We start from the raw sequence: 22,526 nt of genomic DNA, 5'->3' as shown, positions 1-22,526 counted from the left end.
GAGGGCGCGTTTCCGGAAGTCACCCGCACAGTTTACTTCCGGAATTGCCGAATTCCGGAAGTCATACCGTACACTGAGGGTACCGAGGTCTTTTCGAGCGTTGGCATTCAGGTCTGCGTCGCCCCCGGCGAACCACCACCGGCCCCTTCGCAGGGGCCTGGACAGGTCAGGCGACCATGACGCCGACACTTCTTTCTCAACCCGCACCACTCAGCCCTGTTTCATCAGCGATGCCTCGGGCCGATTCCGCGCTGCGACTCAGTCTTCACCCGGTGCTGGACCGGCGAGCCGTGGTGGACGGGGCCTGGTGGCCCTACTCCCGCGACGCGGCCGCTGAACTACCCGGCCTCATCGCCACCGTGGACCGGCGGCTGGGCCGAGTCACGCTCCGCATCGGCCTGCATGGCGATGCGTGGCAGAGCATCCCGCGCCGGGTCCCGGCACGGGGGCGGCAGGTCCGCATCGGCTGGTTCCGCCACACCGACCCGCGTCTGATCACTCTCATCTTCGCAGCCGGCGAGCCGGTCGTCCTGCTGGTCATCCCGCCGGACACCGCCGCCGCTCCTGCTGAGGCCACACTCAAGCTCACCGCCCAAGACCTCACCACCCAGGACAGCGCCGGTTTGAGCGCCGACGACGCTCAAACCGGCGCACGCTTGCCGCCCGACCCCGTTCCGCCTCCGCGCGGGACGGCCGCCGACGACACGGCCCGCTGGGAGAACGAGAGCGGGCTGGTCACCGGCCAGAAGGTGTCCTCCTCGCCAGACAGCCGCCAGCGCCAGCGTGCCCCGCGTGCCCTCTGCCGGCCAGATCGATCACTTTCAGGACTCGCCCGTCCTGGCGGCAGGCCGATCTCCGGTCGGCAGGCATCTCATCCCGTTCCAGCTTCCCCGAAGGAGACTTCCATAACCGTCATCGACACCGCGCCACTCGGCGTAGCCGACCGATCAAGGCCGACCGTCATTCACCTGTCCGGCGAGATCGACATCTTCACCAGCGCGGCGCTTCGCCGGCAACTGATGAGCACGCTGCACTCCAGCACGAGCCTGCTCATCCTGGACCTGTCGCAGGTGTCGTTCTGCGACGCCGGCGGCTTGGCCGTCCTGGTCGGCATCCAGCACCGCGCCCGGCTGATGGGCATCACCCTCGCGCTGAGTGCGCCCCGCCCGTTCATGTCCCGGCTGCTGCACATCACCGGCCTGGACCGCGGCCTGCCAATGGTGGCGTGACCCGGATGCACACCCAAGCTCCGCAGGCCATCGGACAGCAATACGACGGACGGTCACCCTTCCCGCCCGCCCAGCAGCGCCTCAGTGTCCATGCCGGGCAGGCGGCGCTGACGGCCACGATCGTCATCGCGCCGTTCATCGCACTGGCGTGCGGCATCTGGCTGGCCTGGGGAAGCGGGATCAGCCTCACCGACCTGCTGCTGGCCACCGTCTTCTACATCGCGACCGGGCTGGGGGTGACGGTCGGCTTCCACCGGCTACTGGCCCACGGCTCCTTCACCGCCCGCCCCTGGCTGCGCGCCGTTCTGGCCGTGGCCGCGTCGATGAGCTTTCAGGGCAACCTCATCGGCTGGCTGGCCGCCCACCGACGACACCACACCTTCAGTGACCGGCCCGGTGACCCGCACTCCCCCTACCGCTACGGCGCCCATCCCGGCGGGCGGTTGCGAGGCCTGGCCCACGCCCACCTGGGCTGGCTGTTTTCCAGCGAACCCACCTCGGCCGCACGGTATGCCCCCGACCCGCTGCGCAACGATCCGGCCATGCTGCGGATCTCCCGCGCCTACCCCGCCTTGTGCGCCGCCTCCCTGCTCCTGCCGTTCGCAGCGGGCTGGGCGATCAGCGGCACCCTCTACGGCGGGCTGACCGCGTTCATCTGGGCCGGCCTGGTCCGCATCGCCCTGCTGCAGCACGTGACCTGGAGCGTCAACTCCCTGTGCCACGTGATCGGTGAGCGGCCGTACACAACCCGCCGCCACGACCGCTCCACCGACCTGTGGCCGCTGGCTTTGCTGTCCTTCGGGGAAAGCTGGCACAACGGCCACCACAGTCAGCCCGACTGCGCCCGGCACGGCCGCGCCGCCGACCAGATCGACCCCTCCGCCGCGCTGATTCGCTTGTTCGAACGCCTGGGCTGGGCCACCAACGTGCACTGGCAGGCCCCCGATTTCCTCCAGCACCATCGCGCGGTGGCCGGCAAACACACCCTGCACACCAGCGCCCGCCGCCCCGGCGGAGCCGGTGACCGCGCGTAACCGGCTGTCGTGTATTGACGTGCGCTGATCGGCAGAGGTCACGGTCGGCAGACACCCACGGGTGCCGGATCCTTCGATGCTAGGACATGGACGGCACATGCACTCCTTCGGATGTGAAGGAGAGGACCGCCGAGGAAGGCGGCTCACACCCCGTCCTCGTCCACCACGACGGCCTCGGGCAGCGCTGCCTCGCCGAGCGGCCGAAGGTCCCCGGCGGGTGCGGAGGAGGCGATAGCGTAGCGGCCCAGGCAGTTGAGATGGGCATGGCCGAGCGGGGACAGCCGGGCCACGTCGGCGTCCTTGACCGGCACGCCTTGAGCGCGCAGCTGGTCGATGATCGCGCTCAGGTAGCGGGAGTTCCACAACACCACGGCGTTGAGCACGAGCCCGAGGGCGGCCAGCTGGTCTTCCTGGCCTTCCCGGTAGGCCTGCCGGATCTTCCCGGCGTTGCCGTGGCAGATCTTGCGGGCCAGCCGGTGCCGGGACTCCTGGACCGACAACTGCTTGGGGGGCAGACCAAGTAAGTCGGAAAAGGGCAATGGCGGTCGGCGCACAGGACAGAACATGGACTCTGTCCGGTCACCTAACGGCATCACCCCAGGTCAAACCCGGAGCTGAGGCCATCGCCAAGGTCACCGAAGTGCTGGCGCCCCGCCCCCGCACCCACTGATCAACTGAGTGGCGGCTCGCCGGAGCTATAGGAGTCCCGGGCCGTCAACGCTTCCACATTGGTTCCCTTGCCGATTCGGTCTCGTGGCCCGTTCGGCAGCAGACCGCCGAAATCCGCCCTCGCCGAGCGGCAGGACAGACCGCGTGGCACCGGCTGTTGCCTCTTTCCGGCTTACGCCCCCTTAACGGGACTTTTCGTTCGGATGCTCGTCATGCCCCGTCTCAGTGGGCGCGTTCGAAACCCGCGGGGGCATCGGCGCCGACTGGAGTGGTGGCGGTGGGGCGGTTGGACTGGCAGCGCTGCTTCTCGGAGCCGGTCATCGGACCGGTGCGCTGGTAGAGGCGGTCGGACAGCTCGGTGGCGGGGTAGTCCAGGACGGTGTACAGGCGCCACTCGGTGTGGGGGTCGGCGGGAGCCGGGCTGGTGGTGAACCAGCCCTCGGTACGGCGGCGTCCGGCTTGGGTTTCCACCCATGAGGCCTCGGCGGGCTGGGCGACTTCGGTGACGTTGTGGGTGATGGAGGTGGACCAGCTGGGAGCCGTTCCAGCCCCGGCGGCGAACTGTTGGGCCATGGAGCTGGCCGCGCCCGCGCTGCCCGGTAGTCCGGCCTTGGTGGGCAGGTCTCCGTAGGAGCGCCCCGCGACGGTGACGGGACGGGTGCGGGTCAGGGCGTTGCGGGTGCAGTTGATGTAGGTGTCGCCGTTGGCCTTCGCAGGCTCGTAGTAGGTGTAGGAGTAGGCCTCCTGCGGGGTGAAGGAGCAGGTGCCGGGCGCGCTCGCGCAGTGGTTGACGGCGTCGGCGACCGGCCTGCGGTCGTTGCCGTAGAAGGCCTGGGAGGCCGGCAGCGCGCTCTTCGGGATGGTCTTGTCCACCGGTGGCGGGATCTGGGCCGCCCGCACATTGGCGATCAGGGGGCCGCAGTCGCCTCTGGCGTTGTCGGTGGCGGGTACTTGGGAGGTGAAGGTGAGCAGCGGCTCGTGCTCGCTGGCGGTGAAGGTGTAGGTCTGGCCGGTGCGCCAGACACCGGTGCCCAGGACGTTGGGTTTCTTGTCCGGGTCCGGGGCGGTGGTCCGGGCGCCGGCCTGGCCGCCGTCGCCCTCGACGGTGTAGGCCTGGCCCTGGGTAAGGGCCGCCGGGGTGCAGGCGGCGGCCACACCGGGGCTGTCGTCGAAGGTGACGGTGACCTGGGCGCCCGCGCGCACACCGCGCAGCCGCTGCTTGAAGGAGTGGGTGGTGGCGTTCGGCAGGCGAAGCATGACGGCCGTCTTGCCGTCGGGGTGGCCTGAGACGGTGCCTGCGTAGCGGGCGACGCCGTAGGATGTGCCGGCTCCATTGGTCGAGCCGACAGACCAGCCCTGGACAGCTGCCCAGTTCGGGCCGGTGCCGGTGAAGGCGGGCAGGGCGAAGTCGCCGTTGATGACGGTGACTGGCTTGGTATCGGGCCCTGTGGTCTGCGCGGATGCTGCGGCAGGGGCGAGCTGGGTGGCGTGTGCGGGCTGTGCCGCCAGGCCCAGGCCCAACAACAGTGCGCCGGCGACGGCGGCCCTGACGGGAGTGTGTGGTGACGTCATGATGATCTCCACGAAAAAAGGGGTGCTCAGGCGGGGCGGTCAGGAACGCCCGGCGGCGAGCACGGTGCATTGCCTCAGCCGCGCGCCTTGCGGCAGCGCGGGAAGGATCGTTGAGCGATCAGCCCTGCGGAATCCGCGATTGACGGTGTCTTCCACGGCGGTCTTGCTCGCGGGCCGCAACCGGTCGCAGGTGTCGCCCGGCACGGTGAAGGTGTCGGCGACGAAGGTGCTGGTGTTCACGGTCGAGGGGCCGTCGACCGTGACGTTGCGCACCTGCAGGCCGCCGATGGTGATCTTTCCCGCGACCCGCTGCATGGCGGAGCTGGCCCCAAAAACCAGGGCGTCGCCCGAGCGGACGGTGGTGGTGTACTGGGTCGCCTCGGTGTTCTCGGTGGTCCAGCTGCGCTGGTAGTGGAGCTTGAAGGCGCCCTCGAAGGCGCCCTTGGCGCCGAGCGAGCCCGCCAGCTTTCCGCTGCCGTTCGCCCCTCCTTTGGCACTGAACGCCGCGTATGGCCCTTGCTGGGTGTTGGGTGTGGTGAAGGTCCCGCTACCTTCTCCCGACACCCCTGCGGAGACCTCGCCGGAGGCGTTGACCTGCCCCTCGACCGAGATGTTGCCGGTTATCTCACCACCGAGGTTATCTGTGCTGCCGGTACGCAAGGTGACCTGGCGTTCCACGGTGATCGGGTCCTTGGTGCAGTTGATGACCGCGTTGCCCAGGGACTTCACGGCACTGTAGTACTCACCGGAAGCCTGTGAGTCGATACGGAAGCGGCAGGCGCCGGGATTTTCCGCGCACCGCCTGACCGCCTCGTCCACTGATGGCAGCGGCTTGTCGCCGTCGAAGGCCCGGGCGACAGGAACGTCGGGCACACCGGGTGCGGGGGTGGCCAAGGCGGTCGCCGGAACGAGCGCGACCAGGACGGCGGTGAAAACCATCGGTGTCCAACGAAGAGGAGAGTTCACGGCGGTCATGGGTTCATCAGCTCGCAGACACCGGTCAGCTGGGAGAAGTCAGGGGAGTTGCGCAGTGCGGCAGGCAGGCCCGCGGCGAACTCGTCACACGCTTCGGCGATGGCGGATGCGGCGTTGTCTGAGGGTGCGGGCCGGAAGTTGGCCAGCGCCTGCCGGGTGTCGTCGAGGTCCTTGCGCTGCTGGCCGCCGTCGCCGATGAGGTTCTCCATGCACTGCTTGGAGGTCGGAGGGCATTCCTCCACCTTCTTCTTGGCCTCGGCGATGTCCTCCTTGGCCTTGGCCGTGTCCTTCTTGGTCTCTTCTCGGTCGGCGTCGACGCCGCCGCGTTCCTCCTGGGCGCCGCACGGTTTCGGCTGCCCGTTGGGGCAGGTTTCCTCCTTGGGAGGATCCGCCTGAAGCACGGGGGAGGTGACGGCCATGGCCGCGGGGACAGGGGCGCAGGCGATTGCCAATGCCGAGGTGAGCATGACGAAGAAGCCAGATATGCGGATGTGGTGCATGTTCCTCTTCCTGCGGACAAACGAATCAGGGTGCGCGCATCAACGAGACGCATGCAAAAAGTAGCGATCCGAATACGCAAAGCAAGATTGCCACGCCTGGCGTGTCCCTGATCAGAGGCGTCGCCGCTTTCCAGTCCGCCAGCACTCGGCGAAGTGTCACACAGATCCTGAGCACGATCTGTCGCGCAGATCATGAGACCTGACAACGATCTCTTGGAGCGAGTTGCCGAATTGTTCTTATAGGGGTCAAGGACCCGGCCCGGCCCGGCCACAATCGCAAGCGGTGAGGTGATCAACTATCGTACTCTCGGCGAACTGTTGCGAGGTGCCTTGCGGTCGCGAGGAGAATCGGGAAGCCGGTGTGATTCCGGCACGGGCCCGCCGCGGTGACCGGGAAGCCGCCGTCCACGTGCGAAGCACAGCCACTGGCTCGTAAGGGCTGGGAAGGCGGGCGGTCAGGCGTTGATCCGGGAGTCCGAAGACCGGCCTCGCGCCCATCGCCCCGCCAGGGGCACGACGCAGCGGGAGCCTGCCCATGAACAGCCAGCTTTACGATGTCATTCACCGCCGCCGCGACGTGCGAGGCCAGTTCACCGGCGGACCCGTGCCGGACGAGGTGCTGCACCGCGTGCTGTCGGCGGCTCACGCCGCCCCCAGCGTCGGGCTGTCCCAGCCGTGGGACTTCGTCGTGGTGCGCGACGCCGAGATCCGCAGCGCCTTCCACGACCACGTCCAGCACGAGCGGGCGACCTTCGCCGCCACCCTCGATGACGAGGCCGCCCGGCGGTTCGCCCAGATCAAGATCGACGGGGTGCGCGAGTCGACGCTGTCCGTCGTGGTCACCTATGACCAGGACAGGGGCGGTCCCGCGGTGCTCGGCCGCCACGCCATCGCCGACGCCGGCCTGTACTCGGTGTGCCTGGCCATCCAGAACCTGTGGCTGGCCGCGACCGCCGAACGGCTCGGCATCGGCTGGGTGTCGTTCTACCGTGAGCCTTTTGTGCGGGACCTGCTCGGTATCCCCGTTCAGATCCGTCCGGTCGCGTGGCTGTGTCTCGGTCCCGTCACCCACCTCGAAGAGGCCCCTGATCTGGAACGGCACGGATGGCGGCGACGGCGCCCGCTGGCCGCCGCCATCCATCACGACCAATGGGGGACGAGCGGCCTCGGCCACCGTTAACTCACCCAACCTGACGCCACCATCTACAAGGGGTTCCGGTAGTAATTGCTGTGAATCCAACGATGTCGCCGCTGATCTGCGGAGACTCCTTGGCAACATGATCATGTGGATGGCGGGTCAAGCTCTATCTACGCAGGCAGACCCATATCCGTTGTATTTTCCGCGATTACTACGGGGACCCCCATAGGGGTCAAGGGGCGGCCCCACGGCCGCGCGGCCCGCCGCGCGGCCGGGACCGGCCTGGAGGCCGGTCCCGGCCGCCGCCGCCACGCGCGCTCGGTCCCGCTCACCGGGGCCGCCCAACCCAGCAACGTCAGAGCGACAGCATTCCGCGGTAGTGCCAGATCCAGGGATCGGCGTCCTGGAGCGGCTCCTACACCGCCCGACGCTCCTCACCGGGGACGACCATGTACGCCCCGGTCTCCAACGCCCCGGTCTCCAACGCCTCGTCCGCCAGCACCATCGGCCCGGGTACCGTCGCCCCGCCCAAAGGACCACCCGGCAAGGTCACCTCTCGCATGGCCCCGCCCCTGACTCGCGGACCCCGGCCATGTCCCCGACTTCGAGGGATCGTGGCGAGGCCGTGACGATCGCCCGTCGGGGTTGCGACCGTAGATGGCGTGCTTCTCCCGAACACGGCCCCAGCCCCAAAGTAGGTCTATGTGCGCGGGTCATCGGGCTTCTAAGAAGATCGTTTTCTCGGAAGCGACCCCAAGCGGAAATGACCACTGCTTCGGAGAACACACATAACGCAAGGGTGAAAGCCCAGCTCGGCACTTCCGAAAACAGAGCCGTGCCGCTACTTGGCGGCCGGGGACACGTTCGGGAGGAGCGGGCCAGGTCGGAAAGAGCTCCTTGATCGCTTTCCGGTGAACTTGGCCGGGTGTACGGCATCATGTCCGTTGTGGATCTTTCCAGGCGTCCTGGGCTGCGCATCGCGGCTGCGGCCGCCACTTTGTTGTTCACCCTGGGTGGCTTCGACCAGTTGAAGATGCCTGCGCTGCCGATGCCCGCGGACGCGGCGGCCTCGGCCGAGGAGATCGCCGAGCGACTGCGGGACCGTCTGGACGACGAGGTCTTCGAGAGCTTCTTGCCGGACCTCACCTTCGCCCCCTTCGCGATGAGCCTGGACACGCCCCTCCTGCACTGGTGCTGGCCGGAGCAGAAGCAGGGCATCGAGGCGCGGCTGCCGCCTGAGGGCGTGCCCGCCTACACCGGCGAGCTGCACGCTCCGGAGGTGGCCGATCCGCTGGAGGTACGGTTCTGGATCACTTCACCCGATCAGGCGAGCCGCTTGGTCGCGGCGACCCGGCGCGGCGCCGAGGAGTGTGGCCGCCGCCCTCGGGAGGGCGATGCGATCAGTGACGTGGCCGATTTCGATCGCTGGGGGTGGCACGGGGTGCGGGTCCTGGTCACCACGGAGAGCTGGACGGAGTACGGCGACTCGGGCGCCAGGGTGACGATCGTGGCCGCACGCGGCGCGCTGCTGGCCGAGGTGTCGTGGGCCTGGGCGTTCGAGGCAGGCGGCAGGCCGGGCCAGAGCCCGCTGCTCCAGGGCACCGAGGCGGCGGCGTCCGTGCTGGCCGCCGTGGGCGGCGCCCCCTCCGCGCCCGCCCCGGCCGGCGTCACCTCGCGGGCCACCTCGACCATGATGGCCGCGGCCCTGCCTCCGCCGTCCGTCTACGGCAAGGACATGAGGCCGTGGCCCGACCCTGTTGGTCTCTTGCATGATCTGGTCTGCCCGTCGGGTTTCGACGAGAACGTGCACGGCGGTGCTCCGGCCATCACGCGCCGTCTGATCGGCGAGGTCTCCATCCGTGAGGACGTGCTGTTCCTGGCCGACGAGCAGAGCGCCGAACAGGCACGCATCCGGCCGATCCTCCGGGCCCGTTGGGGCGTCTCGACTGGCAAGGGGGTGAAGCCCTGCGACTCCGACGACGCGCTGTCCTACAGCATCGACCGCCGCCTCGAGCCCTTCACCAGGGGTTCTTGGACAGGAGAGATCGAGGCTTTCGCCGTGCGGCGCCCTGGCTCGCAGCGCCGTCCTGCCCGTCACGACTCCGTGGCGCACATCGCCGTGGCCGTGCGCCACGGCTCCACCATGGTCTATCTCCGCTGGCAGGGACCGGCAGGGGCCGCCCCGGCCGCTGCCCTGCGCAGGGGCCGCGCCGCCCTCACCGATACCCTCGACCTCCTGCCTAGGGCTGGGAACTGAATACGTGAGAAAGGGGCCATGACCCGATCTTGGTAGTGCTTCCCCGCAGGTCGACGCCGGTTTCTGGTCAGGTAATGCTGCGCGGGTGAGAAGCTCAGGGACTGATGGCCAGGACCTGCAGTTTCGTGTTCGCGGCCTCATGAACCTCAGGTGTCAGGGGATCGGCAGTCAACTCCCGCAGACGCAAGCGGACTGCGGCCGTATCTGGCGCTGCCTCACACGCGCGCTGCTGAACCGTTGGCTCGCAATCGTCAAGTCCCTCGACCATGACGGCTTCGGCTTCATGCGGCGTACATCCCCGAAGCCCGTCCAGGAACGCTTCCCGGGCAAGTGAATGAACCGTGCCTTCCCACGCGGCCATGAGCTCGCTCGCGGCTTCATGGATCCCCAACCGGCCCAGGCCTCGTGCTGGAACCTCGGCAGCGCACCATTCCCCAGCGACGACTGTGCGGTGCAACGCGGCCAGCAACACCGGCGCATCGCCCCGGTCACCGACCTCTGCCAAGACACGCTCCCCGAACGCGACGAGTGTGTCGTCGCCGCTGCCGATCCACGTGCGGGCGCGTGGCAGCGCGTCTGGCCCAAGGTGGTGGAGCGCCTGTGGGATACCCGGCAGCCACCCGGCCGCGTTGCGTAGGCCGGGGTCTTCGGCGAAGTCGAAGACGATGCGATCGCCGCGCCTACCCAGTTCCTCCAGCGCCCGCCGCCGCTCGGAGCCGCCGGCAGCGACAAGCCCGATCAGGTCTTCGTTGTCGATGGCGACGATTTCGGGTCGTGTGTCGCGCCTGGCCGGTCCGGGTGAACGGGAGGCCTTGAGCTCGTCGATGATTCGCCGGACCCGTGGCCGGGACTGCGCGAACGTCGTCCACGGCTCCGTGTCGCACCAGATCGCCTGTGCAAGCTGGGCATCGTCGCGGTTGGCGATGATGTCGTCAGCGAGCCCGTCCCAGATGGCGGGAAGCTTCATCGCCCCGCTGTCGCCGATCGCCTCCAGTGCCGTGGACCAATGCGGCCCGTCGATCGCGTACCCGCGCAGCACGGCCGCCGCGTCGAGTCGACCGACCATCGGAAGCAGGGCAAGGACCTGCAAGGCAAGCTCAACCGGTTCGGCGTCCTCGCCGTCGTACGTGAGCAGGTGCTGTTGGATCGGTGCCAGTGGCAGGTCGAGCCGAGCGATGAGACCGGCGAGGTAGCTGTCGCGTTGATCAACTTGTCGGTCCCAGCGCGTGTCCGTAATCACGCACTCATACACCGCGTCGACGGCGCCGGGAGCGGTCGACGTGCGATGCACTGCGGCACCGCGTCCCCGTTGGAGCTGACCGCGAAACGAGGCCGGACTGTCATATTCGATCATCGACATGCAGTATCCCCGTGGTGGAGGCGCTGAGCGAGCGAATAGCGGCCATGGCTATGATGCCCGGGGTCCTGTCGGTCGTATCTTCGAGGTGCGTGTGACGTCGATCGATCGCACCGCCTACCCGACGTTCAAGCGGATGGCGTCGCGTGATCTGGCCGACGCGTTCACCCCGTCGGACGACGAGATCGAGTGGGCGCGGGACAAGTCCTCGACCGACGCGCATCTGCTGGCCCTGATGATGTGGCTCAAGAGCTACCGACGCCTGGGCTACTTCCCAAAGCTGGAGGACGTGCCGGACGCCGTTGTCGAACACGTCCGCGACGCGCTGAACCTCCCGGCCAGCGTCGCTGCCGAAGTGGATGCCGTGCGCACGGCGAAGCGTCAGCGCGATCTGGTTCGCAAGCGGCTGGGGGTGAAGACAACTCCGCACAGGCGCGGGGCATCGCCGAGGAGGCGATCGAGCAGGCCGCCCAGACTAAGGACAACCCGGCTGACCTGATCAACGTGGCGTTGGACGTGTTGGTGAAGAAGGGCTGTGAGCTTCCCGGCTACACCACGCTGGACCTGTCGACGAAGACCATCCGGGCCCGGGTCAACCGGGGCTTCTTCGACGCCGCGGCGGGCCGGATCGATCCGGCCCGGCGTTCGGGACTGCACGCTTTGATGATGGTGGATCCGGCGACCAGGCGCAGCGGCTTCGACAAGCTGAAGGATCCGCCGAAGGCGGCGAGCCTGACGAAGTTCAAGCAGCGCCTGGAGCACACGCAGTGGCTGGACTCCTTCGGCCCCACCGAGAGGTGGCTGGACGGGATCCCGCCGGGGAAGGTCGGGCATTTCGCCGGGGAGGCCAGGACCACTACGGTCGAGGACTTCGTCAGGATCGGCGAGGCCAAGCGCCTGACCCTGCTGGCCAGCCTGATCCACGTGCTGCGTGCGGCGGCGCGGGACGAGGTCACCGACATGTTCTGTAAGCGGTTGGCGATCATCCATCGCAAGGGCAAGGACCGGCTGGAGGAGCTGCGCGAGCAGCACCGCGCCGAGTCCGAGCGGCTGCTGGAGGTCTTCGGCGAGGTCCTTGCGGCCGCCAAAGACGCGGCCGCCCCGACCGGGCCGCCGCCGGAGCCGGACCCAGAATCCGCCGACCCCGATACGGAAGACGCACGGGCCGAGGACGGCGAGGAGGTCGCCGACGACGCAGAGGATGACAAGTCGGCTGTCGTTGATGATGGCCTCGGTGAGGAAGGTGCGTCGCCCAACGTCAGCGGCGCGGACGAGCTCGCGGCACGAACCGGTCGGCTGGTGCTCAAGGCGCTGGAGTCCGCCGGCGGCTTGGAGCACCTGGCGGCCGCGCACCAGGCGGTGGCCGCCTACCACGGCAACAACTACCTGCCGCTGCTGGAGCAGTACTACAAGTCCCACCGTGCGGCCCTGTTCACCCTTGTCGACTCCGTCTCGTTCGAGGCGACCAGCGAGGACCGTTCGGTGCTGGACGCACTGGAGTTCGTGCGCGCCCGCCGCGGGGACTGGATCGAGGAGACCGTCGTCCTGGGCCGCGGCAAGGACAAGACCGAGGTGTCCATCGACATCACGACGTTCGCCTCGGACATGTGGCGCAAAACCCTGCGGGACAAGCGTCGGCCCGGGATGCTCGCCCGCCGGCACCTGGAGGTCTGCGTGTTCTCCTACCTGGCCGCCGAGCTGCGCAGCGGCGACATCGCCGTGGCCGGCTCCGACTCCTACGCCAACCTGCACGCCCAGATGATGACCTGGGAGGAGTGCCGGGACGAGGTCGCGGACTTCTGCGCCCAGGCCGGCATCCCCACCAGCTCCTGCGGCAGGTGCTCCCAAGCGATGCCGGTATGCAGCACGAACAAGATGCCCTGCAAGGCCAGCCGGTCATCCAACCGCTTGCGCCCTGGATGGCGGAAACGCCGCTGACGCTGGGGCAACAGCGGCTCATCACCGCCCACAGCTCGTCACTGACCTCCCACGGCTTCGGCTTGGCCACCCGTGCTCCTCTCTCGGCTACAGCGAGAGATCAAAGCACAACAAAGATCATTCTGTTAGGACCTCTCACCCGCGGGCGGGGCGGCGGCGCGGGTGGTAGGAGTAGGCCAGGGCGAGCAATATCGGGCCCCACAGCGCCGTTGGGGTGATGGACACCATCGCCAGCGCCTGCCACCAGCCATTCTCGTACGCCATGCTGCCGGAGACGCCGACCCAGGAGAGCACCATCCAGACCGAGACCGCAGTCAAGAGCAGCCCACCGGCCACGGCAGGGACGACCGCTGCCATGGGCGGCACACGTCTGCCGCCGATGACCGGGATCCAGCTCGGGACCACCTCGCCCCAGCCGCGCACCAGACTGATGCTGAGCAGCGCCGCCAACTCGGTGAGCACGCTGAGCCCGAAGACATAGGGGATGCTGATCCACAACGGTGACACAGGCGCGTCGTTGAGCTGGCCCATGTCGAAGTGAAAGGCAACCTCCACAGGCACGTGGGGAGCAGCAGCCAGGGAAGCGCGTAGGCGGTACGGAGCGCCCAGCGTGGGGCAGGTTGTGCGGTGTCGCTGGTGGCCGGGGCCGCATGCAAGAGTTTGATCGCCATACCTGTACCCTCTACTGGCCTCGAGGACGATTGATCACCTGTGAGGGTGAATCGCCTCCCCCGCACGAGCTAGTTACGGCTTCGGCACATGGCCGGATGGACGAGGTCAGGTGACGGATTGCGCCACCAAAGCCATGGCCTGCCGCATGGCGTTCCGTACCTCGCTGGGTCCGTCGCCGCGCTGCAGCGCGGTCAATGCGGATGCGCTGATCGCGCCCACCATCGCGCCGACCAAGGCGGAGGCGGTGATCGTGTCAAGTCTGTCGGGGAATGCCCGCTGCAGAGCCTGGGCCAGTTCGGCCTGCGCAGTGAGGTATCGCTGAAGCAGCCGGGCCTGTAGCGCCGGCACCGAGGCCGCCAGCCGTGCCCGCAGTGCCGCGAGCCCGCTGGGGAGGTCGCTGTCCCAGGTATCGGCGATCATCTGATCCATCGCCCGCACCAGCACCTCGGACAGCCGTTCCCCGGCGCGGCGCTCGGCGATCGCCTGCAGCGCCAGATCGACGCGCACGTCGGCATTGGCTAGAAGCACATCCTCCCTGGTCTGGAAGTGGAGGAAGAAGGTGCGGGGGGACACCTCCGCGGCGTCGGCGATCTCGGCCACCGTCACGTGGTCGTAGCCCTTGTCCTCGAACAGGCGCACCGCCGCCTCGATAAGTGCCTGCCGGGTGCGCTGCTTCTTGCGCTCTCGCAGTCCGTGCTTCTCCACCACACAGGGCAGTCTATTACATCTTCTGAATTAATGCATACTATGAATCACTACATAGACTGCAGTCATTGAAAGGAGATCATTCATGGGAAGTCTGGACGGACGAGTCGTCCTCATCACCGGAGCAGGGCGCGGCATCGGGCGGGAAGAGGCGCTGTTCTTCGCCGCCGAAGGCGCCATGGTCGTTGTCAACGACCCAGGCGTCGCCATCGACGGCACGGGCGGCGACGCCGGCGTAGCCGCGAAGGTCGTCGAAGAGATCACTGCCCGCGGCGGACAGGCCGCGGCCAACACCGACAGCGTCACCGACTGGGACGGCGCCCGCCGCATGGTGGAGACGGCTCTGGAGTCCTTCGGCGACCTGCACGTCGTGGTCAACAACGCGACCATCGAACGGAACATGGGCCTGACCGACCTGTCGGCGGAGGACTTCGACGACGTCGTGGCCGTCAAGCTGAAGGGCACCTTCGCGGTAACGCACTGGGCGGCCCGCCACTGGCGCGACCGGTATCAGGCAGGGGTCCACGCCGACCGCGCCGTGGTCAACACCTCCTCCGGCTCCGGGCTGCTCAACCCGTTGCCCGCGCAGGTCTCTTATGCGGCAGGCAACGCCGGGGTCGCGGCGCTGACCACCGTGGCCGCCCTCGAACTCGGCCGGTACGGCGTGCGGGTCAACTGCATCTCGCCCTCGATGGCCCGGACCCGCCTCACTCTCGCCGTTCCAGGCATGAGCGAGGAACCGCTGGCGGGTCGGTTCGACCCACTGCACCCGGCCGCCTGCGCACCTATTGCCGCCTACCTGGCCGGCGCAGCCTGCCCGCTCACCGGCCAGGTGCTGTCGGTACGGGGCGGAACGGTCACGGTCAATCATGGCTGGTCCCTCGGCGGCCACATCCACAAAGACGGGCTGTGGAGCGTGGAGGAACTGGCCGAGAAGGTGAAGGAGCTGCCGATGGACGACCCGTTCGACAAGCTCGCCCAGGCCCTGACCGGCGCACTCGGCACCATCGGACGCGACCAACTCCAGGAGATGATCAACGCCCTGCTTGACCAGGGAGTCCACTCCGACGCGGCCTCCGCATGACGCGATGAACCACGTCCCGGACCGCGTGCTCAGTCACGCGGTCCGGGGACGGATGGGGGTCTGTTTCATAGGTGACCGCCTGTGAGATGCATCCATTCTCTGCGATCTCGCGATCTAGGCAATCCGATCACCGCAGGTCGGAGGCACCTTTCTCCATTAACGATCCTCAGGATGAAATTCCGGCTGAACAGGCGAGGCTCGTTGTGCTTCCCCGTACCCGGCAGCGACGTCCTCAGCTTTGATACCAGAGGCGATCATCGCGGCGGCCGCCGCGCGCTGCTGGGCGGTCATCTTAGGCGGTCGCCCGGTGGGCAGGTCGCGGGCTTCCTTGGCCGCCCTGGCGCTGGCCGCCCGTTCCAGCATGTGGATCCGCTCCATCTGCTGGACGGCGGCGTCGATGTCGCGGGCCCCGGCGCCGCGCCGCAGAGTGGCGAGGTCGCGTTCGAGGTCGCCGTGGCTGCGCCGGATCAGCGGCCAGACGGCCGCCGACGGCGCCGCGGCGAGCTCACCCGGTGGCGACAGGCAGGTCGCGGAAGGGGCGCAACCCGGAGCCGACATCAGCGCGAGTGAAGGCGTAGCGGCCCAGGAAGTTGATGTGCTCGTACTGGATCGGCGACAGTCGGGCGCACATCTCGTCGGTGACCGGGAAGCCTTGGGCGCGTAGTTGCTGGACGGAGGCATCCAGATAGAGGCTGTTCCACCAGATGACCGCGTTCAGCGCCAGACCGAGGCTGCCAAGCCGGTCTTCCAGCCCTCGCGGTAGCGCTGGCGCAGCTGCCCGCGGTTGCCGAAGGCGATCTTGCGGGCGAGCCGGTGCCGGGCCTCCTGCACGTTCAACTGCGCGCCGATCATCCTGCGGTAGCCCTCATCGTGCAGGAACTGCAGCAGGTGCAGGGTCTTGAAGATGCGGCCGTAGTGCACGAACGCCTCTCCCAGGCCGGTGGGGCGGCCGTCGGCCGACAGCATGCGGATCAGGTCGTAGGCGCGCACGGTGCCCATCGTGAGCGAGCCGGCCACGCGGAGCATGTCGCCCCAGTGGGCGCGGATCCGGTCGAGGCGGACGACGTGGCGAGACATGTGTTCCAGCGGCCCATACGTGGCGCGGGTGTTGGTCCGCCACAGCCGCATGTCAGCCAGGTCGGCGATACGCGGGGAGAACTGGTAGCCGCAGATCGCGAACAGGCCGAAGACCAGGTCGGAGTAGCTGGAGGTGTCGGTGATGATCGTCTCGGGGCGGGGGCCGCCGTCGAGGTTGTGGATGGCGTCCAGGATGAACAGCGAGTCGCGCAGGGTGCCCGGCACAACCAGGCCACCGATCCCCATCACTTGGTCATTGACCACGTTCAGCCAGGTCGCGCCGCGCTGCCGGCCGAAACAGACGGGGTTGTGCCCGGCGTGCAGGCTGGCCACCGGGACCACGAAGCGCAGCCCGTCGGCCGAGGCGATGTGCCCGCTGACCCAATGCTGGACGATGCCGATGCCGGCCTGGGCGCCGATCAACCGGGCGTTGGCCGCCGCGATCGTCTCCGCGCGCAGGTAGCCCTGGTCGATCTGCTGTAGCCGGGCCCGCGTCAGGGCGGGCACGTTCGGCTTTTCGATCGGGACCAGGCCGACGTTGCACGCCTCGGCCACGATGAAGGCGGCCAGCACCCGGCCCGAGGCCTTGGTCGGTGCCGTCCGCAACCGCTCCAGCTCTGAGCGGCGCTGGCCGTCCGGCACCGCCAGCAGCCCCACCAGCGCGGCGAGTGTCTCGGCCGGCAACCGGCCTGACAGCAGCGCGTGCAGCCGCTCGTTCTCCGCCCGCCGCACCTCGCCCACCAGCCGCACCAGCACGGTCATGCCCGGAAGCAGAATGCGCTCCTTGAGCATGTGCACCCGGGCCCGGTCGAACAGCGCCCGAGACCCCTCCGCCGAGGCCCAGACCCGCGCCGCCACGTACTGGCGCACCTCGCTCTCGCACGAGCCGAAGTCGCGATAGTCCAGTAACTCCCGGATCTCCCAGGCATGCTCGTACACCGTCTGCTGCCGGTGCCCATAGTCGGCCAAGTGCGCCGGATCCAGGCCGAGCTGCTCGGCGACGAACGCCACCGCCTCCGGCGGAACGGCCAGAGGGTCGTCGGTCAGGAACACCCCCAGCATGCGCACCGTGCCCCACTGCACGGCCCAGCCGAGCTTCATGGCCGGACGCCGTTTGGACGCCAGCGCATCCCATGCACTGCGATCCAGCCGGAAGAACTGCTCCAGCTCTGCGGTGGAGGGCTCCTCGGGGAAGCGGCCATAGCGGGCGATCTGCTCATCAGAGAGAAATTCGAACGGCATGGCCCAGGAACGTAAGCCCCGCAACCTGGCCAAACAGGCGCTGTCACCGAACCGGTACGAAGATCAACTCTCTAGGCCCCCCACTCGGGTCCGCGCGACCAGCCCCAAAGTAGCTCTCTGTAATGTCTCAGAAGCAGCACGTAGTGGTCACGGATGGGCGGTACTGGACCGTAGCGACATCTGTGCAGAGCAGGGTGCTTTGCGCATCTATAGCGATCGGGGGAGAAAGGGTCCCTGCCGATGCGCAGAGAGTGGGAGCTGGAGGACCTCATCGAGTGCTGGACACTGGATGAGGCCGAGGTCGAGTTACTGGCGAACAAGAGCGGTGCCACCCGTCTCGGGTTCGCGCTGATGCTGAAGTTCTTCGAGCTGGAGGGCCGATTTCCGCGCCGGGAGGACGTGCCGAAGGCCGCGGTCAACTACATGGCCGGCCAAGTGAAGGTGGATGCGGCTCTCTTCGCCGAGTACCGCTGGTCGGGCAGCACGATCGAATATCACCGGGCGCAGATCCGCCGCTTTCACGGCTTTCGGCAGCCGACGGTCGCCGACGAGGACAAGCTGATCTTCTGGCTGGCCGACGAGATCTGCCCAGTGGAGACGTCGCGGGAGCGGCTGCGTGCCGCGCTGCTGGCCCGCTGCCGGGAGGAGCGGACGAGCCGCCCACGCCCAAGCAGATCGAACGGCTGGCCAGCGCGGCCGAGGCGATGTTCGAGCGGGAGTTCACCACCACCACGGCGCAGCGGCTGTCTGTCTCGGCTGTCGTCGCGCTGGAGGATCTGATCGCGGTCCCCGACCCTGCCCCGGAGGGCGAGGCCGGGCCGACCGAAGTGCGCAGCTTCCTGCAGGAGCTGAAGGAGGACCCGGGACCGCTGCAGTTGGAGACGCTGCTGACGGAGATCGTCAAGCTGCAGCGGGTCAAGGCCATCGGGTTACCGGAGGACCTGTTCGAGGGGACCTCAGAAAAGGTCGTGGAGGCGTGGCGGGCACGGGCGATGCGCATGTACCCGTCCGACTTCGCCGCCGCGCCGGAGCCGATCCGGCTGACCTTGCTGACGGCGCTGTGCTGGGTGCGCAAGGCGGAGATGATCGACGGCCTGGTGGAGCTGCTGATCCAGCTCGTGCACAAGATCAGCGTGCGGGCCGAGAAGAAGGTCGAACACGAGCTGAGCAGTGAGTTCCGGCGGGTGCAGGGCAAGCACGGCATCTTGGCCCGGCTCGCCCAGGCGGCCCTGGACCTGCCCGAGGAACTCGTCCGCAAGGCGATCTACCCGGTGGTGGGCACGGCCACGCTGGCCGACATCATCGCCGAGGCCAAGGCGAATGAGAAGGAGCTCCGTACCCGGGTGCGGACCAAGCTGCGCGGCTCCTACTCACGCCACTACCGTCGCGGCCTGCCCAAGCTGCTGCGCGCGCTGGACTTCCACTGCAACAACACCGCCTTCCAGCCAGTGATGGACGCGCTGAAGCTGGTGGACCGCTACGCCGACTCCGAGGCCGTCTTCTACGACGCCACCGAGACGGTGCCGATCGAGCACGTGGTGCCCGAGGACTGGCGGGAGGCGGTGGCCGATGAACGCGGCCGAATCGAGCGCATCCCGTACGAGCTGTGCGTGCTGGTGGCGCTGCGCAAGGCGATCCGCCGGCGGGAGATCTGGGTCGAGGGCGGCAAGATCTGGCGCAACCCTGAGGCGGACCTGCCGGCCGACTTCGACGACAACCGGGACGTGCACTACGAGGCCTTGAAGAAGCCCCGTGACCCGGCGGCGTTCATCGCCGATCTGCAGCGCCGCCACACCGCCGCGCTCGATCGGCTGGAGGCGGCGATGCGCAAGGGCACCACCGGCGGCGTGAAGATCACGCGGAAGAAGGGCGAGCCGTGGATCAGCGTCCCGCCGCTGGGCAAGCAGGAGGAGCCGACGGGTCTGAAGGCGCTGAAGGCGGAGATCTCCCGCCGGTGGGGCGTGATCGACCTGCTGGACGTGCTCAAGGAAGTGGCCCACGTCACCGACTACACCGACGCTTTCACCTCGGTGGCCTCGCGTACCGTCATCGATGAGGCGGTCCTGCAAAGACGGCTGTTGCTCTGCCTGTACGGGCTGGGCACGAACGTCGGGATCAAGCGGGTGGCCGACGGCGTGGCCGCGGCCGCGCTGCCGCCCGGACAGCTCGACAACGAGGCGACGCTGCGGCGCACCCGCCGGTTGTTCATCAACCGCGACAACCTGCGCGAGGCGATCCGCCTCATCGTCAACGCCACCCTGAAGGCGCGCGACACGGTGCTGTGGGGCGAGGGCACCTCGTGCGCGTCCGACTCGCGCAAGTTCGGATCCTGGTCGGCGAATTTCATGACCGAATGGCATGAGCGCTACCACGGGCCGGGGATCATGGTCTACTGGCACGTCGAACGGCGGTCGGTGTGCATCTACAGCCAGGTGACGTCCACGACCGCCTCCGAGGTGGCCTCGATGATCGAGGGCCTGCTGCGGCACCTGACCGATGCGGAGATCGATCGCCAGTACACCGATACCCACGGCGCCTCGATCGTTGGGTTCGCCTTCTCCGAAGTGCTGGGCTTCAAGCTGCTGCCGCGGCTGAAGAACATCGGGTCGGCGCGGCTGTACCGGCCGGGGACCGGCGAGGACGAGGCGTGGCCGCGCCTGGAGGCGGTGCTGTCGAACAAGACCATCGATTGGGATGTGATCGCCCGCCACTACGACCAGATGATCAAGTACGCGACCGCGCTGCGGTTGCGCACTGCCGAGTCGCACCAGATGCTGCGCCGCTTCACCCGCGGCGGCCCCAAGCATCCCACCTACCAGGCGATCGAAGAGCTCGGCCGCGTCATCAGGACAATCTTCATCTGCGACTACCTTGCGGACGAGGAACTGAGGCGGGAGATCAACGAGGGCCTGAACCTGGTGGAGAACTTCAATTCCGCCAGCAAGGACCTGTTCTACGGCAAGGCCGGCGACCTGACCGGCGACGACCGGGAGAACGTCGAGGTCTCCGCGCTGGCGCTGCACCTCATCGCCGCGGCCATCACCTACCTGAACACGCATCTGATCCAGATCGTGCTGCGGGATCCGGCCTGGCGAAAACGGCTGAGCCCAGCCGACCGGCGCGGGCTGACGGCTCTGTTCTGGTCCCACCTGAACCTGTACGGGCGCTTCGAGCTCGATATGAGCCGCCACCTGGAGCTGGACGGCGTGCCGCTGGGTCCGCCACTGTGACCAGCAGATGACGGACCCAGATGTTGGGTTCGGCATAGACGGCGTGGTCTTGGGCCAGACTCAGCGCCGCCTCCGCCTGGCAATCAGCATCTCGGTCATCAGTTGTTGCTCCCACTGACCCGTCGGATTGTCGGCGAGCAGCGCTTTACTCAGCGCCTCAACGAAGGCGTTCAGCCGATCGCCGAGTACGGCGGGTGAGCTGTAAGAGTAGGAGAGCTGTAGCCCGACTAGCCCCTCGACGTCCCACGCCAGCGGCCTCGTGAACGTACGGGATTCCAGGTCGCTGAACGGCGATGCGGCGAGGACGTCGTGGTGATGTTCGTCCGTGGCGTGAAAACAGTTGGCCGCTGCATCTATCTCGAGGTCGAAGTCAGCACATACACGCCGCTCGACCGACTGCCACGGCTGCGCGCACGGCTGCCATGGCCCTGCCGACAACCTTGCTGGTCCGATCAGAGCCACAGCGCCGCCAGACGGCAGTAGCTCATCCAGTTCCGCCAGCACCACTCTGCGGTCCATCCAATGAAATGATCTGCCCATAACCACGTGGTCGAACGGCGGCAACGCGTGCAGCGTGGTCGAGTCGCCCTGAATCCATATGATGTTGATGATGTCGGCGGCCAGTCGCCGCCCCTCGACCAGCATCTCTTCTGCCGGATCCACGGCGAGCACCGTCTTCACCTGACTGGCGAGTGGGATCGCGATCGTTCCCGGACCGCAGCCCAGATCCAGCACCCGGGTGTCCGCGCCGAGCGCTCTGGCCAGGTGCTCGACTGCCGCTTCCCCATACATCGGGCGGTATCGCGCGTAATACGGTGCAGCGCTGCCGAACAAGTCCGCCACACAAGGACTTTAGACGAGCGCAGCCGAAGCTCTGCAAGCCCGGGGACACAACAAACGCCCGGCTCGCGTGAGGTCAGAATGCCTTTCTGCTGACGGTCAGTCGTGCGTCGTCGCGGGTCAGCCCGTGGCTGAGGCCAGTCCTGCGGCGGCTTCGTCATGTTCGCGGAGCATGTGCAGGACGGTCGCGGCCGAGGGGTGACAGCCCCTCTTTCGCGCCGCTGGTGATGACGAGCCGGGCGGCGATGTCGCGCAGACTGAGGTCCTGGTCGCGCAGATGCAGGGCCATGGACAGCATGTTCTCGTCGGTGACGGACCTGTTCTGGTAGGGGCATATCGGGCAGGCGCCTAAGAGGGGTCGTTTGCGGGTGTGGGGCAGGTGAAGGCGCCCGCCTTGGCGGCGAGGGCCGTGGCCTTGGCCGCCTGGCCCGGCAGGTCCGGGTCGGGCGGTGTGCCCAGCAGCATCACCTCGTGGTAGAGCGGTGCGGTGGCGGTGACGAGCAGTCGCCGCGCGTCGGTGGCCGGCGGCAGTTCGCCGCGTCGTATGGCGCGCGCGACGATGACCTCGCAGCGGGCGTAGCGGTCCGCCCACAGCCGCCGCAGGCCGCGCGCGGCCTCCTCGGAGCGGAAGGAGGCGGCGAGCAGGGCCGCGGCGATCGACGGCTGGACGGTCAGTGCCACCAGGTTCTCCCGGTTGAGCGCCGCGAGGTCGCCCTCCAGGGAGCCGGTGTCCTCGGGCTGCCAGTCGTCGTCCGCGGTGGCCGCGAAGAGGTCGGCGAGCAGGCCGCCGACGTCCCGCCAGCGCCGGTACACGGTCGCGCGGTGCACGCCCGCGCGGGCCGCGACGGCGTCCAGGGTGAGCGCGTCGTAGCCGCGTTCGGCCAGTTCGGCGCCGACCGCGTCGAGTACCTGAGCGCGGGTGCGCTCGGTACGGCCGCCCGGGCGGCGGCGGGGCTCCGCCCGGACCTCGGGTTGCTCGGTGGACTGCGTCATGGCACTATCTTAAT

At 68.1% G+C, this 22,526-nt stretch carries 20 protein-coding genes, 2 pseudogenes and 1 riboswitch; of the genes and pseudogenes, 8 read left to right on the top strand and 14 right to left on the bottom strand.

Annotated features, from left to right (window positions below; translation table 11 throughout):
- Nucleotides 1-176 precede the first annotated feature (176 nt).
- Nucleotides 177-1,229, top strand: a complete 1,053-nt coding sequence (locus ACFQVD_RS09000) for an STAS domain-containing protein (RefSeq protein ID WP_386270825.1) — start codon at nucleotides 177-179, stop codon at nucleotides 1,227-1,229.
- A gap of 5 nt (nucleotides 1,230-1,234) precedes the next feature.
- Nucleotides 1,235-2,263 (top strand): acyl-CoA desaturase, encoded by a 1,029-nt coding sequence (locus tag ACFQVD_RS08995; protein ID WP_343971092.1) that lies wholly within the window; start codon nucleotides 1,235-1,237, stop codon nucleotides 2,261-2,263.
- 143 nt (nucleotides 2,264-2,406) lie between these two features.
- Here the strand turns inward: ACFQVD_RS08995 and ACFQVD_RS08990 are convergent.
- The 4 genes and pseudogenes from ACFQVD_RS08990 to ACFQVD_RS08975 all read right to left on the bottom strand — a co-directional run.
- A pseudogene (locus ACFQVD_RS08990) lies at nucleotides 2,407-2,766 on the bottom strand (Tn3 family transposase); the annotation flags it as partial.
- A 388-nt stretch (nucleotides 2,767-3,154) separates the two neighbouring features.
- Nucleotides 3,155-4,504 (bottom strand): hypothetical protein, encoded by a 1,350-nt coding sequence (locus tag ACFQVD_RS08985; protein WP_343971095.1) that lies wholly within the window; start codon nucleotides 4,502-4,504, stop codon nucleotides 3,155-3,157.
- Nucleotides 4,505-4,543: 39 nt separating this feature from the next.
- Entirely contained in the window at nucleotides 4,544-5,443 is a 900-nt protein-coding gene (locus ACFQVD_RS08980; protein ID WP_343971098.1) for a hypothetical protein, read from the bottom strand.
- A 32-nt stretch (nucleotides 5,444-5,475) separates the two neighbouring features.
- The gene (locus ACFQVD_RS08975; RefSeq protein WP_343971100.1) at nucleotides 5,476-5,979 is read right to left on the bottom strand and encodes a hypothetical protein; all 504 of its coding nucleotides are present in this window, start codon (nucleotides 5,977-5,979) and stop codon (nucleotides 5,476-5,478) included.
- A 306-nt stretch (nucleotides 5,980-6,285) separates the two neighbouring features.
- Nucleotides 6,286-6,484: riboswitch (cobalamin riboswitch) on the top strand.
- Between the two features lie 30 nt (nucleotides 6,485-6,514).
- Between ACFQVD_RS08975 and bluB the strand changes: the two genes are divergently transcribed.
- Nucleotides 6,515-7,159, top strand: coding sequence for a 5,6-dimethylbenzimidazole synthase (gene bluB, locus ACFQVD_RS08970; RefSeq protein ID WP_343971103.1), 645 nt, complete (start codon nucleotides 6,515-6,517; stop codon nucleotides 7,157-7,159).
- A gap of 373 nt (nucleotides 7,160-7,532) precedes the next feature.
- Here the strand turns inward: bluB and ACFQVD_RS08965 are convergent, their stop codons facing one another.
- Nucleotides 7,533-7,679: a hypothetical protein gene (locus ACFQVD_RS08965; protein ID WP_343971106.1), complete on the bottom strand. Its 147-nt coding sequence runs from the start codon at nucleotides 7,677-7,679 to the stop codon at nucleotides 7,533-7,535.
- A gap of 384 nt (nucleotides 7,680-8,063) precedes the next feature.
- Here ACFQVD_RS08965 and ACFQVD_RS08960 point away from each other — a divergent pair, with 384 nt between their 5' ends.
- Entirely contained in the window at nucleotides 8,064-9,374 is a 1,311-nt protein-coding gene (locus ACFQVD_RS08960; protein WP_343971109.1) for a hypothetical protein, read from the top strand.
- A gap of 94 nt (nucleotides 9,375-9,468) precedes the next feature.
- Here the strand turns inward: ACFQVD_RS08960 and ACFQVD_RS08955 are convergent, their stop codons facing one another.
- Nucleotides 9,469-10,734 carry a hypothetical protein gene (locus ACFQVD_RS08955; RefSeq protein WP_343971112.1) on the bottom strand — a complete coding sequence of 422 codons (1,266 nt, stop codon included), beginning with the start codon at nucleotides 10,732-10,734 and terminating at the stop codon, nucleotides 9,469-9,471.
- 91 nt (nucleotides 10,735-10,825) lie between these two features.
- On the opposite strand from ACFQVD_RS08955, the gene ACFQVD_RS08950 reads away from it, so the two are divergent.
- Nucleotides 10,826-11,230 carry a DUF4158 domain-containing protein gene (locus ACFQVD_RS08950; protein ID WP_343971115.1) on the top strand — a complete coding sequence of 135 codons (405 nt, stop codon included), beginning with the start codon at nucleotides 10,826-10,828 and terminating at the stop codon, nucleotides 11,228-11,230.
- Between the two features lie 1,237 nt (nucleotides 11,231-12,467).
- Here the strand turns inward: ACFQVD_RS08950 and ACFQVD_RS08945 are convergent.
- From ACFQVD_RS08945 to ACFQVD_RS08935, 3 genes are all read right to left on the bottom strand, one after another.
- Nucleotides 12,468-12,701 carry a transposase gene (locus ACFQVD_RS08945; RefSeq protein ID WP_386270821.1) on the bottom strand — a complete coding sequence of 78 codons (234 nt, stop codon included), beginning with the start codon at nucleotides 12,699-12,701 and terminating at the stop codon, nucleotides 12,468-12,470.
- Nucleotides 12,702-12,804: 103 nt separating this feature from the next.
- The gene (locus ACFQVD_RS08940) at nucleotides 12,805-13,230 is read right to left on the bottom strand and encodes a hypothetical protein (RefSeq protein ID WP_343971118.1); all 426 of its coding nucleotides are present in this window, start codon (nucleotides 13,228-13,230) and stop codon (nucleotides 12,805-12,807) included.
- A 216-nt stretch (nucleotides 13,231-13,446) separates the two neighbouring features.
- Nucleotides 13,447-14,049, bottom strand: coding sequence for a TetR/AcrR family transcriptional regulator (locus ACFQVD_RS08935; protein WP_343971121.1), 603 nt, complete (start codon nucleotides 14,047-14,049; stop codon nucleotides 13,447-13,449).
- Nucleotides 14,050-14,131: 82 nt separating this feature from the next.
- Between ACFQVD_RS08935 and ACFQVD_RS08930 the strand changes: the two genes are divergently transcribed.
- Nucleotides 14,132-15,130, top strand: a complete 999-nt coding sequence (locus ACFQVD_RS08930) for an SDR family NAD(P)-dependent oxidoreductase (protein ID WP_343971124.1) — start codon at nucleotides 14,132-14,134, stop codon at nucleotides 15,128-15,130.
- Nucleotides 15,131-15,286: 156 nt separating this feature from the next.
- Here the strand turns inward: ACFQVD_RS08930 and ACFQVD_RS08925 are convergent, their stop codons facing one another.
- Together ACFQVD_RS08925 and ACFQVD_RS08920 are read right to left on the bottom strand one after the other, a co-directional pair.
- On the bottom strand, nucleotides 15,287-15,688 hold the full coding sequence (locus tag ACFQVD_RS08925) for a hypothetical protein (RefSeq protein WP_343971127.1): 402 nt from the start codon (nucleotides 15,686-15,688) through the stop codon (nucleotides 15,287-15,289).
- Nucleotides 15,636-17,449: pseudogene (locus ACFQVD_RS08920) on the bottom strand (Tn3 family transposase). The gene ACFQVD_RS08925 and the pseudogene ACFQVD_RS08920 overlap by 53 nt, the downstream one beginning before the upstream one ends.
- Before the next feature lie 240 nt (nucleotides 17,450-17,689).
- On the opposite strand from ACFQVD_RS08920, the gene ACFQVD_RS08915 reads away from it, so the two are divergent.
- Together ACFQVD_RS08915 and ACFQVD_RS08910 are read left to right on the top strand one after the other, a co-directional pair.
- On the top strand, nucleotides 17,690-18,229 hold the full coding sequence (locus tag ACFQVD_RS08915; RefSeq protein ID WP_343971130.1) for a DUF4158 domain-containing protein: 540 nt from the start codon (nucleotides 17,690-17,692) through the stop codon (nucleotides 18,227-18,229).
- Nucleotides 18,154-20,679: a Tn3 family transposase gene (locus ACFQVD_RS08910; protein WP_343971134.1), complete on the top strand. Its 2,526-nt coding sequence runs from the start codon at nucleotides 18,154-18,156 to the stop codon at nucleotides 20,677-20,679. The genes ACFQVD_RS08915 and ACFQVD_RS08910 overlap by 76 nt, the downstream gene beginning before the upstream one ends.
- A gap of 60 nt (nucleotides 20,680-20,739) precedes the next feature.
- Here ACFQVD_RS08910 and ACFQVD_RS08905 read toward each other — a convergent pair whose 3' ends face one another.
- The 3 genes from ACFQVD_RS08905 to ACFQVD_RS08895 all read right to left on the bottom strand — a co-directional run bounded on the left by ACFQVD_RS08905 (nucleotide 20,740) and on the right by ACFQVD_RS08895 (nucleotide 22,512).
- Nucleotides 20,740-21,522, bottom strand: a complete 783-nt coding sequence (locus ACFQVD_RS08905; RefSeq protein ID WP_343971137.1) for a class I SAM-dependent methyltransferase — start codon at nucleotides 21,520-21,522, stop codon at nucleotides 20,740-20,742.
- A gap of 154 nt (nucleotides 21,523-21,676) precedes the next feature.
- Nucleotides 21,677-21,808 carry a hypothetical protein gene (locus tag ACFQVD_RS08900; RefSeq protein WP_343971140.1) on the bottom strand — a complete coding sequence of 44 codons (132 nt, stop codon included), beginning with the start codon at nucleotides 21,806-21,808 and terminating at the stop codon, nucleotides 21,677-21,679.
- Between the two features lie 59 nt (nucleotides 21,809-21,867).
- The gene (locus ACFQVD_RS08895) at nucleotides 21,868-22,512 is read right to left on the bottom strand and encodes a TetR/AcrR family transcriptional regulator (protein ID WP_343971143.1); all 645 of its coding nucleotides are present in this window, start codon (nucleotides 22,510-22,512) and stop codon (nucleotides 21,868-21,870) included.
- Between the last annotated feature and the right edge of the window lie 14 nt (nucleotides 22,513-22,526).

The organism is Streptosporangium amethystogenes subsp. fukuiense (assembly GCF_042665875.1).
Lineage (GTDB): Bacteria > Actinomycetota > Actinomycetes > Streptosporangiales > Streptosporangiaceae > Streptosporangium > Streptosporangium fukuiense.
This window is presented reverse-complemented; position numbering and strand designations above follow the sequence as displayed.